At 74.3% G+C, this 20617-nt stretch carries 17 protein-coding genes and 1 pseudogene; 12 read left to right on the forward strand and 6 right to left on the reverse strand.

Annotated features, from left to right (window positions below; translation table 11 throughout):
• The first annotated feature begins 243 nt into the window (after nt 1-243).
• The 3 genes from ACIRRH_RS26280 to ACIRRH_RS26290 all read left to right on the forward strand — a co-directional run bounded on the left by ACIRRH_RS26280 (nt 244) and on the right by ACIRRH_RS26290 (nt 3461).
• Nucleotides 244-1095, forward strand: a complete 852-nt coding sequence (locus ACIRRH_RS26280; protein WP_403072051.1) for a helix-turn-helix domain-containing protein — start codon at nt 244-246, stop codon at nt 1093-1095.
• A 144-nt stretch (nt 1096-1239) separates the two neighbouring features.
• Nucleotides 1240-3045, forward strand: coding sequence for a CocE/NonD family hydrolase C-terminal non-catalytic domain-containing protein (locus ACIRRH_RS26285; protein WP_403072054.1), 1806 nt, complete (start codon nt 1240-1242; stop codon nt 3043-3045).
• Nucleotides 3046-3227: 182 nt separating this feature from the next.
• On the forward strand, nt 3228-3461 hold the full coding sequence (locus ACIRRH_RS26290; protein WP_224279039.1) for a helix-turn-helix transcriptional regulator: 234 nt from the start codon (nt 3228-3230) through the stop codon (nt 3459-3461).
• 11 nt (nt 3462-3472) lie between these two features.
• Here the strand turns inward: ACIRRH_RS26290 and ACIRRH_RS26295 are convergent, their stop codons facing one another.
• Nucleotides 3473-6634 (reverse strand): putative bifunctional diguanylate cyclase/phosphodiesterase, encoded by a 3162-nt coding sequence (locus ACIRRH_RS26295; protein WP_403072057.1) that lies wholly within the window; start codon nt 6632-6634, stop codon nt 3473-3475.
• A 250-nt stretch (nt 6635-6884) separates the two neighbouring features.
• Between ACIRRH_RS26295 and ACIRRH_RS26300 the strand changes: the two genes are divergently transcribed.
• The 3 genes from ACIRRH_RS26300 (at nt 6885) to ACIRRH_RS26310 (ending at nt 12589) form a co-directional block, all read left to right on the forward strand.
• A complete protein-coding gene (locus tag ACIRRH_RS26300; protein ID WP_403072059.1) occupies nt 6885-10205 on the forward strand; it encodes an amino acid adenylation domain-containing protein in 3321 nt (1106 codons plus the stop codon).
• On the forward strand, nt 10202-10990 hold the full coding sequence (locus ACIRRH_RS26305; protein WP_403072062.1) for a leucyl/phenylalanyl-tRNA--protein transferase: 789 nt from the start codon (nt 10202-10204) through the stop codon (nt 10988-10990). Before ACIRRH_RS26300 ends, ACIRRH_RS26305 begins: the two co-directional genes overlap by 4 nt.
• A 78-nt stretch (nt 10991-11068) precedes the next feature.
• On the forward strand, nt 11069-12589 hold the full coding sequence (locus ACIRRH_RS26310) for a hypothetical protein (protein ID WP_403072065.1): 1521 nt from the start codon (nt 11069-11071) through the stop codon (nt 12587-12589).
• Here ACIRRH_RS26310 and ACIRRH_RS26315 read toward each other — a convergent pair.
• Entirely contained in the window at nt 12572-12769 is a 198-nt protein-coding gene (locus tag ACIRRH_RS26315) for a DUF2510 domain-containing protein (RefSeq protein WP_403072067.1), read from the reverse strand. The genes ACIRRH_RS26310 and ACIRRH_RS26315 overlap by 18 nt on opposite strands.
• Nucleotides 12766-14103 (reverse strand): MFS transporter, encoded by a 1338-nt coding sequence (locus ACIRRH_RS26320; protein WP_403072070.1) that lies wholly within the window; start codon nt 14101-14103, stop codon nt 12766-12768. The genes ACIRRH_RS26315 and ACIRRH_RS26320 overlap by 4 nt, the downstream gene beginning before the upstream one ends.
• A gap of 26 nt (nt 14104-14129) precedes the next feature.
• On the opposite strand from ACIRRH_RS26320, the gene ACIRRH_RS26325 reads away from it, so the two are divergent.
• Together ACIRRH_RS26325 and ACIRRH_RS26330 are read left to right on the forward strand one after the other, a co-directional pair.
• Nucleotides 14130-14669: a CGNR zinc finger domain-containing protein gene (locus tag ACIRRH_RS26325; RefSeq protein WP_403072073.1), complete on the forward strand. Its 540-nt coding sequence runs from the start codon at nt 14130-14132 to the stop codon at nt 14667-14669.
• Nucleotides 14670-14807: 138 nt separating this feature from the next.
• On the forward strand, nt 14808-15575 hold the full coding sequence (locus ACIRRH_RS26330) for an HAD hydrolase family protein (RefSeq protein WP_403072076.1): 768 nt from the start codon (nt 14808-14810) through the stop codon (nt 15573-15575).
• A 25-nt stretch (nt 15576-15600) separates the two neighbouring features.
• On the opposite strand, the pseudogene ACIRRH_RS26335 reads toward ACIRRH_RS26330, so the two are convergent.
• Nucleotides 15601-16059, reverse strand: a pseudogene (locus tag ACIRRH_RS26335) (alpha/beta hydrolase); the annotation flags it as partial.
• Between the two features lie 33 nt (nt 16060-16092).
• On the opposite strand from ACIRRH_RS26335, the gene ACIRRH_RS26340 reads away from it, so the two are divergent.
• Together ACIRRH_RS26340 and ACIRRH_RS26345 are read left to right on the forward strand one after the other, a co-directional pair.
• Entirely contained in the window at nt 16093-16263 is a 171-nt protein-coding gene (locus tag ACIRRH_RS26340; protein WP_403072079.1) for a hypothetical protein, read from the forward strand.
• Nucleotides 16264-16295: 32 nt separating this feature from the next.
• A complete protein-coding gene (locus ACIRRH_RS26345) occupies nt 16296-17294 on the forward strand; it encodes a phosphotransferase family protein (RefSeq protein WP_403072082.1) in 999 nt (332 codons plus the stop codon).
• A 46-nt stretch (nt 17295-17340) separates the two neighbouring features.
• Here the strand turns inward: ACIRRH_RS26345 and ACIRRH_RS26350 are convergent, their stop codons facing one another.
• Both ACIRRH_RS26350 and ACIRRH_RS26355 read right to left on the reverse strand, forming a co-directional pair.
• Nucleotides 17341-17730 (reverse strand): nuclear transport factor 2 family protein, encoded by a 390-nt coding sequence (locus ACIRRH_RS26350; RefSeq protein WP_403072085.1) that lies wholly within the window; start codon nt 17728-17730, stop codon nt 17341-17343.
• Nucleotides 17731-17852: 122 nt separating this feature from the next.
• On the reverse strand, nt 17853-18989 hold the full coding sequence (locus tag ACIRRH_RS26355) for an MFS transporter (RefSeq protein WP_403072315.1): 1137 nt from the start codon (nt 18987-18989) through the stop codon (nt 17853-17855).
• A gap of 229 nt (nt 18990-19218) precedes the next feature.
• Between ACIRRH_RS26355 and ACIRRH_RS26360 the strand changes: the two genes are divergently transcribed.
• Nucleotides 19219-19794 (forward strand): TetR family transcriptional regulator, encoded by a 576-nt coding sequence (locus tag ACIRRH_RS26360; RefSeq protein WP_403072088.1) that lies wholly within the window; start codon nt 19219-19221, stop codon nt 19792-19794.
• A gap of 135 nt (nt 19795-19929) precedes the next feature.
• The gene (locus tag ACIRRH_RS26365) at nt 19930-20568 is read left to right on the forward strand and encodes a DUF1707 domain-containing protein (protein ID WP_403072091.1); all 639 of its coding nucleotides are present in this window, start codon (nt 19930-19932) and stop codon (nt 20566-20568) included.
• Nucleotides 20569-20617 lie beyond the last annotated feature (49 nt).

Raw genomic sequence — 20617 nt, forward strand, 5'->3', positions numbered from 1 at the left:
CGCCCCAGCTCTCACCTTGTTGTTTTTATGGGGTGGCGTTCTCCTCCACCCCCCCGCCCACCCACTGTGCGGCCCCCCCCCCCCCCCCCCCCCCCCCCCGCGCGGGGGGCCCCGGCGGTGGTCTTTCCAACTCGTTTGCAGCTGACTGCAGTCGGCTCGGAAGTGGCAGCCGCGCGCGGTTACGCTTCTCGGCACGAACCGCGCGGGAAGTGTCCGGTTCAGCCCTATCCAGGCAGGTGAACCATGCCCTCAGTCATGCCGTCCAGCAGTGCGCGAGCGGCCCGGAAGGAAGTCGCCGACCGCCTCCGGGAACTGTGCCGCGATGCCGGGTTCAACGGGCGTGAACTGGCCCACCGAGCCGGCTGGCACCCCTCCAAGTCCTCACGGATCATCAACGCGTTGACCGCGCCCTCCGACGAGGACATCCGCACCTGGTGCCGGCTCTGCGGGGCGGAGGAACAGTCGGCCGACCTCATCGCCGCGACGCGGTCCGCCGAGTCGATGTACGTGGAGTGGCGCCGGCTCCGGCGTGCCGGGCTCGCGCGGTTGCAGAACTCCTACGTGCCGCTCTTCGAGCGCACCGAGGTGTTCCGGGTCTACAGCTCCTCCCTCGTCCCCGGCTTCCTGCAGAGCCGGGACTACGCAACGGCGTTGCTGTCCGCCATCACCCGTTTCCACGGCACACCCGACGACGTCGCCGAGGCGGTCGACGCCCGGCTCGCCCGTTCGCGCATCGTCCGGGAGGGCGGACAGCGGTTCGCGCTGTTGATGGAGGAGCCGGTCCTGCGCCACCGCGTCGGCGACATCGGCACGATGCGGGGGCAGCTCGGCGACCTGCTGACCGTGACCGCGCTGCCCGCCGTCTCGCTGGGGATCATCCCGGCCGGCGCGGCGCGGGAGGTGTGGCCGCTGGAGACCTTCAGCGTCTACGACAGCGAGCAGGTCGAGGTGGAGACCCTCACGGCGAGCCTGACCGTCACCCGGCCGCGCGAGATCGCCCACTACCTCGACGCCTTCGAGAAGCTGTCCGCGACGGCCGTGTACGGCGACCGCGCCCGGGCGCTGATCACCTCGGCGGTCGATGCGCTCGGGTGACGCGGCGACTACCACGGACCGGCGGTCGGCAGGGGAGGATGCCCACGAACCACCTATCCGAGCGAATCTGACGACTCATCAGTTAAGGTCCGGTCGCTCCGGACCATGATGCGGTCAGTATCCGTCACGGAAAGGGTGGTTCGTATGACCAGCTTCAATGGAGAGCCGATCCCGGCGATCACCGAGACCACACTGGCTGGCATCGCCGACAACGGCCTCTGGGGCCCCGGCGCCACCGTCAACCAGGCCGTCATCGACCTCGGCAACGGCCTGCTGGCGGCCGCCCAGGGCGTCAAGACCGTCCAGCTTCCGCCGGAGCTGGCCGAGTTGGTGGCCAAGGTGCGGCAGATCGCCGACATCGACGCCACCACGATCACGGTGGAGGACGGCACCCGCCTGTCGGCGTTCGCCGTCAAGCTGAACGGCGACGAGCCGCGCCCGGTCGTGATCGTGCCCGCCGGCTGGAGCCCGGTCGGCTGGCTGCCCTTCGTCTACGCCTACTTCAAGCTGGCGCTGCGCGGCTACCACGTGCTGGCCTACACCCCCCGCGGCCTCGGCTACCCGAACTGGATCTCCACCTCCGAGGGGTACGTCGACGTCGCCGGGCCCAAGGACTGGTCCGACGGGTCGGACGTGATCACCTACGCGGAGGGGCGCTTCAGTCCGAGCCGGGTCGGCTTCCTCGGCGAGTCCTACGGCTCCGGGATCAGCCAGCTGGTCGCCGCGCACGACCGCAGGAAGCGGGTCGCCGCCGTGGTCGCGCTGAGCACCTGGGGCAACCTGGCCACCAGCCTCTACGCCAACAACACCCGGCACGTGAAGGCCGTCGAGCTGCTGGTCGGCTTCACCGGCGGCTCGAAGGAGGAGAAGTTCGACGAGGAGACCCGGGACATCCTCGACAAGTTCGACGAGAACCGCGACCTCGACGACGTGATCGCCTGGGGCAACAAGCGCTCCCCGGAGACCTACCTGAAGGAGACCAACGCGCGGGGCATCCCGACCTTCGTCTCCAACACCTGGCACGAGACGCTCTTCCCGGCCGCCTCGGTGGTCGACGTGTTCAGCCGGCTCGACGTGCCGAAGCACCTGAACCTGTGGATCGGCGACCACGGCGCTCCCGAGGGCGCAGGCCTGTCCGGCCTGCTGACCCACCTGCCGTTCCCCGGCCTGCGGGAGCCGGTCCAGGAGGCCTACGACTTCCTGGACCACCACCTGCTCGGCGTCGACAACGACGTCCCGCGCCGGAAGCAGGTGAAGAGCCAGGTCATGTTCACCTACAAGACCAAGCCGGCGCTGGGCGGCGGCAACCGGATCACCGAGGCCGCCCGCCGGGAGGAGTGCGACGCGTGGGCGGACGTCACCACCAGCCGCGAGAACTGGTACCTGACGGGGACCAACGGCGACGGTGACGGTGCACTGGCCGACAAGCCGGCGGCCGACTGGGCGCGGAGCTTCACCGTCGGCGAGCTGACCAAGGCCACTGCGGTCGACGAGGTCATGGGGACGGGTCAGAAGGAGTGGACGGGCAACCCCCGGAGGTACGTCCTGGCCGAGTTCGAGCGGGACAGCCTGCTGGTCTGGTCGACGGACCCGCTGACCGGGCAGGGCGAGGTGGCCCGCCGCATCCGCGGTGCCGCGGAGGTCCGGCTGACGGTGCGCAGCACGGGGGAGGCCGCCACCCTGGTGGCCTACCTGTTCGACGTCGCCGCGGACGGCACGGCGCGGATCATCGCGCACGAGCCGTACACCGCGCTCGACCTGACCCCGGGCGTGGACGCGACCGTCAGCTGGAAGCTCCAGCCCACCGCCTACGACCTGCCGGTCGGTCACCGGCTGACGCTGGTCGTCAACAGCCGTGACGAGCTGTACTCCTTCGCCGCGGTGAACGGCACCACCACCATCGGCTCGCCGAGCGGGAGCGAGTCCCGGCTGGAGCTGCCGCTCGGCTGACCGAGCCCCAGGCCCGGGTGAAGCGGGCGAAGGCCCACCTGGTCCGCGTGAACTCCTGGGCGCGCGGTGACGGCAGGCGCAGGCCTCAAGCGGAGGTCAAGGAACCTTGACCTCCGCTTGGGGACTGCCGCCGCTGACGGCATGTCAGACTGTGCGCCCCGCAGGCCGATGAGGAGAATCCGGTGGACCTGGCGCGCCCCCTGATCGAGGACTTCCCCGCCCACCCGGACGGTGACCCCGCCGACGCCCTGGCCCGCGCCGTCCGTGCCCGACGTGCCGCCCTCGGCCTCACCCTCCCCGCTCTCGCCGCCCGCGCCGGGCTCCCGGAGGCCGACGTCCGGGCCGTCGAGGCGGGGCACGCGGTGCCCACGCTGGCGCTGCTCGCGGTGCTGTCGCGCGCGTTGCGGAAGGAGTGACGAGCGGCCGCTCAGGCGGGCTCGTAGGAGGTGCTGCGGACCAGAGCGCGGGCCGTGGGGGAGTCCATGGGGTGGGCGAAGAGGTAGCCCTGGCCGAGCGGGCAGCCCATGGCGGCGAGCAGGTCGCGCTGTTCGGGGTGCTCGATGCCCTCGGCGATGACCTGGACGCCGAGGGTGTCGGCGATCCGGGCGATGCCCTCGACGAGGGCGTACTGCTGGGGTGAGTGGCCGAGGCCGTTGATGAAGGACTTGTCGATCTTGAGCAGGGAGATCGGGAACTCGCGCAGGTAGGACAGCGAGGAGTACCCGGTCCCGAAGTCGTCGATGGCGATGCCGACGCCGAGGCCGGACAGGGTGGCCATGTCGGCGTGGATGCGGTCGTCGCGGCGCATCAGCACCGACTCGGTGAGCTCCAGGACGAGGGTGTGGGGGTCGATGCCGGAGCCGGCCAGGGCCTGGCGGACCACGTCCACGAAACCGGCGTCGCGGAACTGGCGGGCGGAGACGTTGACGTTGACCCGCAGCGGCGGCCGGCCGGCAGCCGTACGGACCGCCGAGCTCGCGGCGTGCCAGGCCGCGGCCTCCTGGGCGGCGCGCTCCAGGACCCAGGCGCCGAGCGGGACGATCTGGCCGCTCTCCTCGGCGAGGGCGATGAACTCGTCGGGCAGCACCATCCCGCGCCGGTCGTGCGGCCAGCGGACCAGCGCCTCGAAGGCGACCAGATCGCCCGAGCGCAGGTCGACGATCGGCTGGTAGTACAGCTGGAAGGCCGATTCCGCGATCGCCGAGTCGAGGTGCTCGTTCAGCTCGTGCCGCTCCACCATCCCGGTCTGGAGGGCCGGCCGGTAGTGGCACCACTGGCGGCGGCCGGAGGCCTTCGCGGAGTAGAGCGCGAGGTCGGCGTGGGTCAGCAGCTCGGCCGCGTCCACGCTGTCCTCGGTGGTCGCCACGCCGATGCTGGCGCTCACCCGGACCGCGCCCGCCTTCAGCTTGAACGGTTCGGCGAACACCGCCAGCACCCCGGCCGCGATGGTGTCCACGTCGGCGGGCCACCTCGCGTCCTCCACCAGGACAGCGAACTCGTCGCCGCCGAGCCGGGCGGCGGTGTCCGAGGCGCGCAGCGCGGTGGAGATCCGCAGCGAGACGGCGACCAGCAGCTCGTCGCCGACCGCGTGGCCCTGGGTGTCGTTGACCACCTTGAAATCGTCCAGGTCGATGAAGAGCACCCCGGTCACGGCCCCGCTGCGCTCGCCCCGGGAGAGCGCGTGCCCGACCCGGTCCTGGAACAGCACCCGGTTGGCCAGGCCGGTCAGCGAGTCGTGGAAGGCCCGGTGGGTCAGCTCACGCTCCATCTGCCGCTGCTCGGTCACGTCGCGCAGGGTGAGCACCAGGGCGCCGACGGTCGGGTCCGCGCGCAGGTCGTTGAAGCGGACCTCGGCCTCGATCGGGGTGCGGTCCTGGCACAGCAGCCGCCAGTGCTCGCGCGGCTGCTCGCCCCGGGACTGCTCGGGCGCCTCGCGCATCCGTGCCAGCGCCTTGCCGACCTCCCGGCTGTCCTCGGGCGGGACCAGGTCGGTCAGCAGGGTGCCGGCCAGGTCCGGGTGGCCGAGCACCGTCTCGGCGGACGGCGAGGCGTAGCGCACGCCGTCGTCGGCGTCGATGATCAGGATGACGTCGCTGGCGTTCTGCACCAGGGTGCGGAAGTACAGCTCGCTGTTGCGGCGGGTGACCTCCCGGCTCAGCACCACCCGCTCGACGGCGAGGGCTGCCTGGGCGGCGAGGATCTCCAGAGAGCTCCAGAGGCCGGTCAGCTCCTGCTCGGTGCCGATGACGATGAGCGCGCCGATCAGCGGGTCGCCGGAGGGCCGCTCGGCGAGCGTGAGCGGGCAGACCAGGGCGTACGGCATGCCACCGGGACGGGTGCGGCGGTCGCCGCCGGACCGTGCGGCACCGGGCGGGTCGGCGGCCGTCAGGCCCAGGGCCGCCACGGGCAGCAGCAGGGTCTCCCGCACGGCGGCGAGTTCGAGCACCTGGTTGGACGGCGCGGCGTCCCCCGGCCGGGGCCGGGCGGCGCCGCTCCCGGCGTGCCGGACGTGCAGCACGCCGTCCTCGGTCACCGCGAGCAGGGCGACGCGCCCGGGCACGGCCGGCATCAGGGTGGAGGCGGCGGTCTGGACGGCGTCCGCGACCTCCTCCACCGTCGCGGCCGCGGTCAGCCGGGCGCCCGCCTCGCGCAGCGCCCGTTCGCGGGCGACGGCCTGTCTGCGGTCGGAGACGACCACCGCCAGCCGGGCCAGCACCAGCAGGTAGAGCAGTGCGGAGAAGGCGCCGATCACGCCCGCGTTGCTGGTGTTGCCGGCCAGCGACTCGATGATCAGGATCGCCGGGGCGATCAGCGAGGCGAGGGTGAGCAGCACCAGCCGGGCGGTGCTCAGGTCCGGCTGCTGGGTGGGCACCGGCCGGGTCAGCTCGACCATCGACGGGTGCAGCGCCGCCGCACCCCAGGCGGTGTGGAACGCGGCCCAGCCGAGCTCGACGGGCGTGCCGATGTGCCAGGTGCCGTGCAGTTGGACCAGCCCGTACAGCACGTCGGAGACCAGGATGCCGAGCGAGCCCACGGCGAGCAGCTGCAGCGAGCGGGAGCTGCCGCCGCGTGGGGTCAGCAGGCGCAGCAGGAGGGCGAGCACGACCACGTCGCCGAGCGGGTAGGCGATCGAGACGGCCTTCTGGAACCAGCCGAGGTCCGGGTTCCGGGTGTACGGGAGGATCAGGTAGATCCAGGCGAGCAGGGCCAGCCCGATGGTGAGGATGAGCGCGTCGAGCAGCCCGGCGCGGTCCTGACGGGCCGTGCGCCAGCGGATGAAGCCCAGCAAACCGATCGCGTACAGCACGTACTCGGCGAGGTAGAAGGCGTCCGCGACGGACGGGAAGGGGTTGGGCAGGCGCAGGATGTCCAGCTGGACGGCCTGCACCGCCTCGCCCACGGTGAAGCTGAGGTTGGCGAGCGCCAGCACGTACCAGAACCGCGCGTGCGCGGGCCGGTTGAGACGGACGCCGGCCACGATGGCGGCGACGCCGCCGAGGCCGATGCCCGTCCACCAGATGATCCGCTGGCTCGGATTCGCGTAGTAGATGCCGGTGAACAGCACCATCCAGAGCAGATAACAGACCATCAGGCGTCGGCGCCGGCGAGTCAACGAGGCTACCTCCTCCGCGACATCACCCCGCCCGTCGGGCGGGGGAGTTCGGGCGAGGGCTGGGCGGGCGAGCCCGTGCGGGGCCGGCCCGGGTGGGGCGGACGAGCGCTTGCGCGCAGCAGTGGGGCGTCCGGCGGGACCGGACGTCCTCGACGAGGCAGGAGTGCGTATAGTCGGAAATGTCGCACTCCCAAGCATTCTGCCGTCACAGCACGAGGTCAAGCCGGTGGACGACGCAGCAGACAGCGCACGGGGCGTACGAACGGATGCGAGCTCCGGACGTCACGCCGTGGTCCGCAACGACGACGGTCAGTACGCGATCTGGCCCTGGGGCTTACCCGTCCCGGCCGGCTGGTGGCAGGTCCACGGGCCGGCCGGGCAGGCCGACTGCCGGGACTGGGTGGAACGCGAGTGGCACCCGGCCGGGCTCGGCTTCCCCGGCGCAACCCCCGTACGGCGGGCGGCGGCCGGATTCGCGGACACGGTGCACGGACTGTTCCGCGCGCGGGCGGCGCACGACCCGCAGGCGATCGCCGTCGTCGCCGACGACGCCACGCTGAGCTACCGCGAACTCGACCTGCGCAGCACCCGGTTGGCCGCCGCACTGCGGGCGCACGGAACCGGTCCGGAGCAGGTGGTGCCGGTCTGCCTGGAACGCGGGCCGGGGCTGGTGACCGCCTGGCTGGCCGTGCTCAAGGCGGGCGGGGCCTTCCTGCCGCTGGACCCGGCGCACCCGCAGCGGCGGCTGGCCCGGCTGATCGAGGACTGCGGGGCACGGGTGGTGGTCGCGGACGGTGACGGGTTCCCCGGGGCGTCCCGGGTGTCCGTGCTCGGGCCGGAGGGCGGCGGGAGCGGGGAGTTCCCGGGCGACGGCGGGGCCGGGGGGTTCCCGGGCGACGGCGGGGCCGTCCCGGACGACCTCGCCTACCTGATCTACACCTCCGGCACGACCGGGCGCCCCAAGGGCGTACCGGTCACCCACCGCGCGCTGCTGTTCACCCTCGACCGGATCGTCCACGCCTACCGGCTGCGCCCGGGCGAACGCGTCCTGCAACTGGCCGCGCTGGGCTCCGACACCGCGCTGGAACAGGTGCTCGGCCCGCTGCTCGCGGGCGCGACGGTCGTGCTGGGCGGCGGCGGGGGCACGGGCGGCACCTGGGCGCCCACCGAGCTGGCCGGCCGGCTGCCCGGGCTGGGCCTGGCCGTCGCCGACCTCACCCCCGACTACTGGCACCACCTGCTCGACCTGCTCCCGCCCGGCGGACCCGGCCCGCAGGGGCTGCGGCTGGTGCTGGTCGGCGGGGACACCGGGCACGCCGACGACTTCCGACACTGCCTGGAGCGGCTGCCCGGCGCGCGGCTGCTCAACGCGTACGGGGTCACCGAGGCGGCCGTCACCTCGACGCTCTGCGAGGTCACGGCGGAACTGCTCGGCGGGGGAGCGGGCACCTTCACCGCGCCCGTGCCGATCGGACGGCCGCTGCCCGGTGTCCGGGCGTACGTGCTCGACGCCCGGCTGCGTCCCGTCCGGCCCGGGGAGAAGGGACAGATCCACCTCGGCGGGCCCGGTCTCGCCCGGGGCTACTGGCGGCAGGCCGGGCTCACCGCCGAGTCCTTCCTGCCCGACCCGTACGCGCCGCTGCCCGGCGAGCGGATGTACCGCACCGGCGACGCCGGGCGGTGGCGGATGGACGGGCAGCTGGAGATCCTCGGGCGGGTCGACGACCAGGTGAAGGTGCGCGGGCACCGGGTGGACCCGGCCGAGATCGAAGCCGTCCTGGCAGCCCACCCGGACGTCCGGCAGGCCCGGGTCGCGGCCGTCGGCGTGGCGGCGGACGGCAGCCGAACGCTCACCGCGTACTACACGCTCGCCTCCGGGGCGGCCGGCGGGGCGCCGGGGATCCGGGCGTTCCTGGCCGAGCGGCTGCCGGAGTACCTGGTGCCGGCCGAGTTCGTGCCGCTGGAGGAGATGCCGCTCACGGCGGCGGGGAAGATCGACCGGCAGCGGCTGCCGCAGGCCCCGGTGCGCCCCCCGGAGCCGGTGCCGCCCGCGCCCGAGGCCTCCGGTGCGGGGACGGTGGAGGAGGCCGTCGGGCAGCTGTGGGCGGAGCTGCTCGGCGTCCAACACATCGGCCCGGACGGCGACTTCTTCGCGCTCGGCGGCACCTCACTGCTCGCGATGGAGATACTGGCGCGGGCGCGGATCGTGTTCGGCATCGACGTCGGGCAGGTGCGGACGCTCACCCGGGCGCTGCTGCGCGAGCCCGTCCTGCTCGCCTTCGCGGGGGCGTTGCAGGCGGCGCGGACGGGGGGCCCCGCGGGCGCCGTACGGGATGCCGCCGTCGACTGGTCCGCGGAGGCCCGGCTCACCGAGGACCTCCGGCAGTCCTGGAGCCCGGCGCCCTCCCGTGTCGACCCCGCCGAGCTCCTGCTCACCGGCGCCACCGGCTTCTGCGGCGCCCACCTGCTGCACGCGCTGCTCGCCACCACCCGGGCGCGCGTCCACTGCCTGGTCCGCGCGCCCGACGAGGAGCACGCGCTGGAACGGCTGCGGGCGGCGCAGCAGCGCTTCCTGCGGCGCGACCTCGCCGACCCGCGGGTGGTACCGCTGGTCGGCGACCTCACCCGGCCGCGGCTCGGCCTGACGGACCGCCGGTTCGACCGGCTGGCCGGGCACCTGGACGCGATCCACCACCTGGCCGGGCAGGTCAACTTCCTCTATCCGTACCACCAGCTGCGGCAGGTCAACGTCGGCGGCACCCGGGAGGTCGTCCGGCTCGCCGGACACCGCCGGGGCATCCCCGTGCACTACCTCTCCACCCTCGCCGTGCTGGCCGGCTTCGGTGCGGCCGGTGTCGCGAAGGTCACCGAGCGGACCCCGCTCGCCCACCCGGAGCGGCTCGGCGTCGGCTACGTCGAGAGCAAGTGGGTCGCCGAGCAGCTGCTGCACAACGCGGCCGCCGCCGGACTGCCCGTCACCGTGCTGCGCACCAACGACGTCACCGGGGACCTGGCGGACGGGATGATGAACACTCGCACCGAACTGTGCGCGCTGATCGCCTACCTGGCCGACAGCGGGACCTGCCCGGACGTGCAGCTGCTGCTCGACTTCGTCCCCGCCGACCGCTTCGCCCGCGCCATCGCCCACATCGCCGCCCATGCACCCGCCGCCGGCGAGGTCTACCACCTCACCTCCCCGCGGCCGGGCGTCCTCGCCGACCTCGCCGAGCGGCTGCGGGTCCGCGGCCACCGGATCGCCCGGCTGCCGTACGGGGAATGGGTGCAGCGGCTGGTCCGGTTCGCGGCCGGGAACCCGACGCACCCGATCGCGCCGTTCGTCCCGCTGTTCGTGGACCGCGCGCCGGGGACGGCACTGTCGATCAGCGAGATGTACTTCCGGCCGACGTTCCCGCTGTTCGAGCGGGCGAACGCGGACGCGGCACTGGCCGGGAGCGGCATCGAACTGCCGCCGGTGGATGCGGAGTTGATCGACCACTACCTGACAAGGCTGGAGCGGGAGGGCTTCCTGCGGGCGGCGCCGTCGTGAGCTCCTTCGCCGCAGCCCTCGGGGCGCTGGACGTACGACTCGGCCACGGTGACGGTCCGGTGGCCTTCGGCGGCACGCTCGGCGCCGAGGAGTTGCTGGCGGCGTACCGGCACGGACTGTTCCCGCTGCCGGCGGCGGACGTGTACGCGAGCGCGTACAACGAGGCGCTGTACGGCGAGGCCGTCGAGGCGGGCGAGGTGGCGCTGCTGCCCGGCAGGGCGGACCCGTACGCGCTGGCCTGGTGGTCGCCCGACCCGCGGCCGGTGATCGCGCCGGACGGCGTACGGCTCGGGAGCCGGCTGGCGCGGCGGCTGCGCAACCGGTCCTCCTGGTGGACGAGCGCCGACCGGGCCTTCGGGCGGGTGCTGGCGGCGTGCGCCGAGGGGCGTCAACCAGTCTGGCTCACCGAGGAGTTGGCGGCGGCACTGATGCGGCTGCACGAGCTGGGGGCGGCGCACAGCGGGGAGGTGTGGGAGGGGGAGGAGCTGATCGGCGGGGTGTTCGGGGTCGCGGTCGGGCCGGTGCTGAGCCTGGACTCGATGTTCCACCGCCGCCCGGACGCCGCCAGGGTCGCCGTCGCCGACCTCGGGGCGCGGTTCGGTGCGGCGGGAGGGCGGCTGCTCGACGCCCAGTGGGACGGGCCGCACGTGCGGAGCCTGGGGGCCGAGCCGATGGCGCGCTCGCGGTACCTCGCGGAGCTGTCCGGCGAGGGTCGGGGTGGGGTTGGGGTCGGAGTGCCGGACGGGGCGCCGCTGTCGGCGGCGCGGCTGGGGCGGCCGGGCTGACCTGCGGTTAAACCTGTCCGGGCGGGCTTTTTTGCCCGTCTTCGACAAACTTATTCCTCGTCAGTAACATGACGTGGCGTGTTCAAACGCTCCATAGGCAGGGCCGCAGGCCCCGCCGTCCTCACCCTCGTCCTCGCCGGGGCCGCCGCGTGCGGGCCGACCGACCCCGGTACCTCCCAGGCCGGTGCCGCACCGGCCGCCGCCACCGTCGCCGACCCGGCCGCGACCGCCGCCGGGGGCAGCCCGGCCGCCGCCCCGCCCGCCGGGAACACCCCGCGCGCCAAGGCGGGCAGCCCCGCCGCCGGCCGCCCGACCCCGGGCAAGGCCTCCGTCACCGCCGCGCCCGCCGGGGACCGGCAGGCCGCGATCGGCAGTCCGGGCAAGGACGGTGGCGCCGTCACGGCGGCGACGAAGAACCTCCAGCTGACGGCCTACGACCCGGCGGGCGGAACGGCGGTGCTGTCCGCGGCGGGGCCGACCGCCCCGGCTTCGGCCGCCGCCTCCGCTTCCGCCCCCGCCTTGCCGAGTGTCGTGCCCACGGCGGCCACTGCCGCCGTCCAGCCCGGGCAGCTGATCGCCAGCCCGCCCACCGCCGCAGCACCGCAGGGCGCGCTGGTCGCCGTCACCGGCGTCCGCCCCGGCGCGGGCAACACGCTCGCCCTGACCACCCGTCCGGCCACCCTGGCCGAACTCCTCGGCGGCACCGAGGCCGACGGCAACGTCCCCGTCGACCCGCACGGCATCACGGTGACCCCGCTGGTCAAGGACCTCAAGGCGACCGCCGGCCTGACCGGCGACGGCGTGCAGGCCGACGCCTCCGGCACCCTGGAGGTGAACCTCAAGGCCCCCGTCCCGCTGCCCGGCGGCGCGAGCCTCGACGCGTCCGGCTCGCTCCGGCTCCACCCCGCCGTCCACTTCGCCTACCACGGCGCGGCGGCCGGCAGCCCGCGCACCGCCTCGATCGGCTTCGACCTCGGCGCCCACGCCCAGTGGAAGGTCACCGGCGACGCCGCCCGCAGCACCGGCGCGGCGCCCGTCCGGGTGCCCTTCGCCAAGCTGCAGGCCAGCCCGGTGCTGACCGTCGCCGGCCTGCCGGTGGTCGTCAACCTCGGCCTCACCTGCTACCTGGAGGTCAGCGCCGACGGCCAGGTCCACCTGGAGGCGGAGCAGGACGCCACCGGCACCTGGGCGGTGCGCGCCGACTACGCCGGCGGCAAGGGCTGGACCCCGGTCACCAACGCCGAGACCAAGGTCACCCCGGTGCACGTGCGGCTCAACGGCAAGGCGGGCGTGCGGGCCGCGCTCGGCGCCGAGATCAGCCTCGGCCTGTACGACACCGTCGGCGTGGAGACCACCGTCGCCCCCTACCTGCGCGCCCAGGCCGAGGGCTCGCTGACCGTCGACTCATCCGGCAACCCTCCGCAGGTGCAGGGCAGTTGGTCGCTGGTCGGCGGCGTCGACCTGAGCGGCTCGTTGCTCGCCCACCTGAAGGTCTTCGGCACCCCGATCATCGAGGGCAAGCTGCCGTTGCCGCCGTTCCACCGGGAGTGGCCGCTGCTCGCGGGCTCGGCGGCGCTGCCGTCACCGCAGCACAGCTGATTCCTCGCCATCCTGTGGGCCCCTCGGCGGAGTTGTCCGGCCGAGGGGCCCTCGTCGTGGGGAGGCCCGGACCGGCCGGACGTCGCTGGTCCAGGCGTTGCCGTCCCACCAGCGCTCGTGACCGGGGGAGCAGTCCGCACCGGGGACCGGGTACCACCCGGGAGGCGTGTCGTTGTTCACGGCCGTACGCCAGCCGGCGCCGGCGGTGTGTCGCCCGAGCTGGGAAAGGTTCCGCGCCCACCGCCGCCAGCGCCACCGCCGCCGCGTCCGCCGCGGGCGGTCAGCGCGAGGGCCGCGGCCGCGGCTGCGGCGAGGGCTGCCCAGGCGGCGGTGAAGCCGTGGGTGGTGTCGCGGAGCAGCCCGAGGGCCGGCGGGACCAGGACGACGGCCAGTTGGTTGACCGCCATGACCAGGCCGAGGGCGAAGCCGGTCCGCCCCGGTGGGGCCGACTCCGCCAGGTGGGCCACCCACGGGCCGTACCAGCCGATGCCGAAGAAGCCCAGCCAGACGAACAGGAACGCGGCCACCGCGGGGGAGTGGCCCGCCGGCGTCGTCAGGGCCGTCAGCCCGGCCACCACCGCGCCCAGGCAGACCAGGACGGGCCGGTACCGCCCGGCGCGGCTGCGGTCGCTCCAGGCCGCCAGTGCGATCCGGCCGATCGCCCCCGCGACCTGGGCCGCCACCAGGACGGCGGCGCTCGGGCCGGGGCCGAGGGCCGTCACGTCGTGGAGGTACAGCGCGCCGAGCACGCCGATGCCGCTGTGCACGGAGACCAGGCTCAGGCCGGACAGCAGGATCCTCGCCATGGCCGGCTCGCGGAGCATCCGCAGCCGGGAGCGGACGGAGGCCATCGCCGAGGCCGTGTCGGGAACGGGGCGCACGGCCGTGGTGGCCGGCGGCCGCCGGTAGAGGGCCGTGAAGAGCCCGGCACCCAGGAGCGCGACCAGCCCGCCGACCACCAGCGCCGCCCGCCACCCGTACGCCACGGCCACCAGCGGCAGGACGGCGGCGGCGAGCGCCCCGCCCAGCGGCAGTCCGGCCTGGCGGATGCCCATGGCCAGCCCTCGCTGGGCGGGGTCGAACCAGGCCGCCACCGACTTGCTGCCACCGGGCTGCACCGTGCTGTACCCGGCGCCGACGACCAGCAGGACGGCGAGCAGGGAGGCGTACCCCTGCGCCAGACTGCCGAGGAGCAGGCCCGCGGCGACCACGGCGGCGCCGATGCCGACGACCCAGCGCTCGTTGTGCCGGTCCAGGAGTTCGCCGGCCACCAGCAGGCCGACCAGCGGCACCAGTTGGGAGGCCGACAGGAGCAGGCCGAGCTGGGCCGTGCTGAGGTCCAGCGAACGCTGCAGGGGGACGGCCATCGCCCCGATGCCCTGCACGAAGAAGCCCGACGCGGCCTGGGTGACGGTGGCGACGCCGAGGACCACCCAGCGGTACCGGAGCGGGCGGGTGGTGCCCCCGGAGGGCCTCAGTCCGGAGCGCGTTCCGGTGCCGGTGTGCTGACTCATGCCCAGCAGCCTGCTGTCATGGTCCTATGCATCTCAACCCTTACGGCGAAGGCGCCGTGCACCTCGCCGCGGAGCTGGCCAACCGGCGCCCCGGAACCCCCGAGGAACTGGTGGACCGCTGCCGCGCGGCCGGGCTGGTGGTCGAGGGACCGGTCCTGGCGGCGGACCTGGCGCGCATCCTGGCCCTGCTGGACAGCTGGGAGTCGGTGGTCGACGCGGCCGACGGGCGCGAGCGGGCCGAGCGGCTCAACCGGATGCTGGCCGCCGATGCCGACCACCCCCGGCTGACCGACCACACGGGTGGCTGGCACCTCCACTACCGCGACGACCATCAGCCGTTCGCCGCCGTGCTGTCCACCCTGATCGCCGTCGGCACCGCCTTCCACCTGGTGGGCCGAGGCATGCACCGGCTCGGCCGGTGCGCCGTCGCCGAGTGCGCCACCGTCTTCGCCGACACCACCCGGACCGGCCGCAAGCGCTACTGCTCCCAGCGCTGCGCCAACCGCGACGCCGTGCGCCGCCACCGCCGTGCGGCGCGACCGGCGAGCGGCCCGGCCCGCGCCTGACGCCCGGGGTGGGCGGGCGCGGTCCGCCGGCGTTCCGACCGGTCCGGTGGGCGTACGGCGCTGGTGCCGGCGCCGGCGCCCTCGGGGACGGCGCCGGGTGGTGGATCGTGTACGGGACCGGCTGGATACCATCGCCCGGTGATCACTTCCAGCGCCCGCACCACGGTCTTCGACATCGACGGCACGCTCTGCTTCGACGGGCGGACGATCGACAGCCGGATCCTCGCCGCCCTCGACGCCTGCGAGCGCGCCGGCCACCAGCTGGTCTTCGCCTCCGCCCGGCCGGTCCGCGACCTCCTGCCCGTCCTCGACGGGGCCTTCCCCACCGCCACGCTGATCGGCGGGAACGGCAGCCTTGTCTCCGTCGACGGCCAGGTGCGGGCGCGGGCCGCGTTCGAGGCGGGTGAACTCGGCCGGCTGCTGGCCGAGGCCGAGCGGTTCCGGGCGGGCTACCTCGCCGACGGGCCGTGGGACTACGCCTACACCGGACCGGCCGACCACCCGATCCGCGGCCGGGTCGACCAGGGCGGCCTCGCCCGACGGGTGGAGCTCGCCGAGCTCCCCGCCGTCGTCAAGTTCCTGGTGGTCGACGCGACCGACCTGACGGCCCTCGCCGAGGCCGGCCGCGGGCTCGGGATGACCGTCAACCACCACCTCGACGAGGCGATCATCGACTTCGCCCCGGGCACCACGAACAAGTGGGAGGCGCTGACCTCGCTGGGGATCGACGCGTACAACGCCTTCGGCAACGACATCAACGACCTCGACCTGCTGCGCAACGCGCGGCACTCCGTCCGGGTCGGCACCCACCCGGGCCTGGACGGCGTCGCCCGCGTCACCGTCGCCGCCGAACCGGAGGCCGTCGCCGCCGAGATCTCCCGGCTGGCCGAGGCGCCCGGCCGGTAGCCGCCGGGCGCCGCGACCGTTCGCGTCAGGCCGAGGCGGCAGCCCAGGCGGTGGCCGGCCCGGCGGACGGGCGGCCGAGGTGGCGGGCGAGGAAGCGGACCGCGCTGTCGGCCTCGAAGCGGGGCAGATCCTTGTGCCGGCCCGCGTTGGCGTGCAGCGTCTTCTCCGTCGAGGCGAAGGCGTCGAACAGAGCCAGGCCGGCCTCGCGCGGGATGTGCTCGTCGTCCCACTGGAGGTCGAACTCGACCGGGACGGTGATCCGCTTCGCGTGCTCGACCAGGACGTCCGGCCAGTGCCGGCCGAACACCGCGGCCGTGATCCGGGGCTCGGCCGCCACCAGCGGCACGCCGGTCGCGGTGGCCATGTCGAGGCCGAAGTAGCCGACCGGCCCGTCGGTGCCGATCTCCGGAAGTTGCTGGAGCGCGTCCAGCGCCGCCCGCCACTCGGGCACGGCGAGCTCCGCCAGGTACGCGTTGTAGCGCACGCGGGCACGGCGGTCGCACGCTCGTACGTCACCGTGCTGCAGGCGCTGCCCGAGCTGCCGCTGTCCGAGCTGCCGCTGCAGGCCGTCGCCGCCGGCCGGTACCACGACCGCTTCGCGCGCGGGGAGTACGGGCGGTGGCGGTTCGTGGAACGGCGGGTGCGGATCACCCTGGTCGGGGACGTGAGCCGCCACCTGCGGCGGTAGGGTGCGCAGCCGGGACGGGGAGAGGTGGGGCAGTGGTGCGGGAGCTGTTGGCGGGTGCGGCACGGGCCGCGCTGGGCGGCGGGCGGCGGCTGGAAGCGGCCCGGCGGCTGGCGGGCGGCAGCAAGAAGGGCGTGTACCGGCTGCTGATGGACGACGGGACGACGGCGATCGCCTACCGCTGGGACCGGTCCGAGAACTACTGGCCGGCGGCCGAGGGGGACGAGGACCTCGCCGACCCGTTCTCGCCCGGCCTCGGGCTCGACCTGTTCGAGGCTGCGCACGCACGGCTGGACGGGCTCGGCGTCCGGGTGCCGGCGATCCGGTTCGTCGAGCGCGCCGGGAACCGTGACGGCGGCAGTGCCCCGGGCGCGGCCGACCTCGCGATCGTCGAGGACGTGCCCGGCGAGAGCCTGGAGAGGCTGCTCGCCCGCGACCGGCGCGCCGCCGCCCCGGTGCTGGCCCGGCTCGGCGAGGCGCTGGGGGCCATGCGCGGCCACCGCGCGTCCGGCTACGGGAAGGTGGCGGTGGTCGACGGGGGAGGAGCGTCGCACGGGCCGTCGTGCGAGGGCGTCGTACTGGACCGCGCGCTGCGCGACCTCGCGGAGGCGGCAGCGCGCGATCCCCGGATCGCGGGAGCCCGGGACCGGTTCGCCGAACGGCTGCGGGGCCTGGCGGCGGCGGTGCGGCCGCGTGCCGAGTACGCGGTGGTGCACGGCGAACTGGGGCCCGACCACGTGCTGGTGGACGCGGACGGTCACCCGGTGCTGATCGACATCGAGGGCGCGATGTACTTCGACGTCGAGTGGGAGCACGTCTTCCTGCGGATCCGGCTGCACGAGGCCGACTACCGGTCGCTGGCGGCCGACGCGCTGGACGAGGATCGGCTCGCCCTCTACGCGCTGGCGCAACGCCTCTCGCTGACGGCAGGACCGCTCCGACTGCTCGACGGGGACTTCCCGGCACGGGAGGCCATGGCCGGCATCGCCGAGTACAACCTGCAGCAGGCACTGCAACTGGTCGGCGACCGATAGCCGTTGGAACCGGATCCTGGCCGGTCGTCCGCGCGCCGGTCGCGGGTCAACCGGTGAGCTGGGCCCGGAAGACGGCGCTGTTGAAGTACGCCCTGGCCTCCCGGATGAGGCCGGTGTCGTCCAGCTCGTAGACGTTGATGCCGGACCAGTTGACCGGCTTGCCGTCCAGGGCGACGGCGGCGCCCCGCCAGGAGACCGCGACGTGACTGCCGACGGTGTGTGCCTCCAGGGGCGTCAGCCCGAGGAACGGACGGAAGCCGGGCAGGACGGAGGCGATGAAGTCGTGGATCGCGGCGCGCCCGGTGATCGGCGGCGTGCCGACGGGGTCGTGGAAGACGCCGTCCTCGGCGAAGGCCTTCGCCCAGGTGTCGGTGTCGCCTTCCTGGGAGGCGCGGAAGAACTGGAGGACGGCGGGCGGCATGGCCGGGAACGTCATGGAAGATCCTTCGTGTCGTGTTGGCGTGCTGACGTGGTGACTTGATGAAGTGATGACGTGGTGGTGTGGCGACGTGGCGACTTCGTGACCCGGGAGCCCGGGAACACGGGTGGTCGGGGGACTCAGCGGCCGGCCCCGGCCCGCAGAGCGGTCAGGGCGGCGACCGCGGCGAGCGCGATGAGGCCGCACACCCCCGGCCAGCCGAGCTGGGCGTGGAGGCGGATGCCGAGCCAGGAGCCGGCGCTGCCGCCGAGGAACGAGCAGGTCATGTAGGCGGTGTTCAGCCGGCTGCGGGCCTCCGGGCGCAGTGCGAAGATGCGGGCCTGGTTGGCGACCTGGCTGCACTGCACCGCCACGTCCAGCAGCAGGAGGCCGGCGGCCAGTGCGACCAGGCCCGGTGCGCCGCCCGCGCTGCCCGCGGTGAGCACCGCGGCCGCGGCGAGGGTGGCGCCGGTGCACCAGCGGTTCACCCGGTCCGGGCCGTGCCGGTCGACCCGGCGTCCGGCGGCCGCGGCGCAGAACATGCCGGCCGCCCCGATCAGCGCCAACAGGCCCACCGCCTGGGCGTCGAGCCGGTAGTGCGGGCCGGTGAGCAACAGGGCGAGCGCGGTCCAGGCGGCGCTGAAACCGCCGAAGAGGGCGGCCTGGCAGAGCGCGGAGCGGCGCAGGCCCGGCTCGGTGCGCAGCATCCGGACGGTGTCGGCGAGCAGGGCCGGGTACCGGTCGCGGACGGCCGGTGCGGTGCTGGGCAGCGCCAGGCCGAGGACGAGCGCGAGCAGCCCGGTGAGTGCGGCGGCGGCCAGGTACGTGGCGCGCCAGCCGAGTTGCTCACCCAGGACGCCGCCGAAGGTGCGGGCCAGCAGGATGCCGCCGATCAGGCCGCCCTGGAGGGTTCCGATCACGGCGCCGCGCCGGTCGGGCGCCACCAGGCCTGCGGCCAGCGGGAGGAGCAGCTGGGGGACCACCGTGGCCAGGCCGACCACCGCGCCGGCCGCGACCAGCGGACCGGTGGCCGGGGCGAGCCCGGCGGTCAGCAGCGCGCAGCCCGTCACGGCCAGCAGCACGGTGATCAGCGGGCGGCGGGGGAGTCGGTCGCCGAGCGGGACCAGCAGGAAGATCCCTGTGGCGTAGCCGAGTTGGGTGACCGTGGCGACGCTCGCCGCCGTGCCCGGTGCGATGCCGAAGCCGTCGGCGACGAGCGGGGTGAGGGCTTGCGGGAAGTAGACGTTCGCCACGCTGACGCCGCAGGCCAGGGCCATCACCAGCGGCAGCCGTCCGCCCGGCGCGGCGGACTCCGGCTCCGGCGGTGCGGGCGCGGGCGCTGGTTCCGGCGGTGCGGGCGCGGGCGGGGCGGGCTCCGGCAGGGCGGGCGGATTGATCCGTGGCATCACAACTCCAACCGAACGAACTAGATGGTTCGAATGCTCGGTGCGAGCGTGGCAGACCGTCGCGGGATCGTCAAACGAACCGGTTCGTTACCATCGGTCCATGGCGTACGACTCGACGGCAACCAAAGAGCGGATCCTTGCGGCGGCAGCCACCGAATTCGCCGCGTACGGCGTCGCCGGCGCCCGGGTGGACCGCATCGCCGCCCAGGCCCAGGCCAACAAGCGGGCGATCTACGACTACTTCGGCGACAAGAACAGGCTCTTCGCCGCCGTTCTCGAACGCCTCATGGCCGACCTCGCCCAGGCCGTCCCGCCCGGCGACGAGGACCTGTCCACGTACGCCGAGCGCCTCTTCGACTACCACCGCGCCCACCCCGAGGCCCTGCGGCTGCTCATGTGGGAGGCCCTCGAACTCGGCGACCAGCCCGTCCCCGGCGAAGAGGCCCGCACCCGCCACTACCGGGACAAGCTCCGGGCGGCGCAGCCCGCGGACGGCGCCGGCGACGCCCGCGCGCGACTCTTCCTCACGCTCGGCCTGGTCGGCTGGAGCCTCGCCATGCCCCAGCTCCGCCGCATGATCCTCGGCCCCGACCACACCCTCGACGGGCTGCGCACCGACATCGCCCACGCCGTCCGGGCGCTGTCGGCCGGAGACGGGCTCCCCGAGCAGCCGTAGCCGCGCCCCCGCACCGGGTGGAGCGGGTCTGGCGGGAACCCCTATCGCGATATATCGTGAGTTCCTGTCCGCGCCGCTGACCCATCGCGCGCGAAGACCTTCGTCAAGCTCAGGACGGGACGTATGCCGGGAGAGATGTCACCCACCGGGAAGCACTCCGGCCGCAGCTCGGAACCCGAGATGCGGGCCTCCCACGCGGACCGGGACCGGGTGGTCGAGCTGCTGCGCGTCGCGGCGGGCGACGGCCGCCTCACCTCGGACGAACTGGACCAGCGCGTGGAGGCCGCCCTGTCGGCGCGGACGGTCGGCGAGCTGGCCGGTCTCACCGCCGACCTGCCGGCGCTGTCGGTCTCGGCCGGCGGGGTGGTGGCGGAGGTCAAGGACGTCCTCCGGATCGACCAGCGGTGGAGTCCGGTCAGGCGGGAGGGGCGCTGGGTGGTGCCGCGCCGGATGGAGCTCTTCGTGGAGTGGTGCGAGGTGACACTCGACTTCACCCAGGCGGTGATCACGCACGACACCCTGCAGATCGACCTGGACATGGAGGGCAAGACCCTGACGCTGATCACCGGGCCGGGCGTCGTGGTCGATGCCGACGCCCTGGCGCTGGAGTTCAGCAGGGTCAGGAACCACCGGGCTCCGGACCCCGGCGAGCCGATCACGCTGCGCGTGGAACTGGTCGGCAGGAAGAGGCACGGCCGGGTCGTCGTGCGGCAGTCGCGACGGACGGCCGGCCGGTGGCTGCGGCGCAAGCCCCTTCCCCTGCCCGGCGGCTGACGGGCCGCCACGGCGGCGGAGTGTTCGTGTCGCGCGCCGCAACCGTCGA

The organism is Kitasatospora sp. NPDC101235 (assembly GCF_044767505.1).
Classification (GTDB): Bacteria; Actinomycetota; Actinomycetes; order Streptomycetales; family Streptomycetaceae; genus Kitasatospora.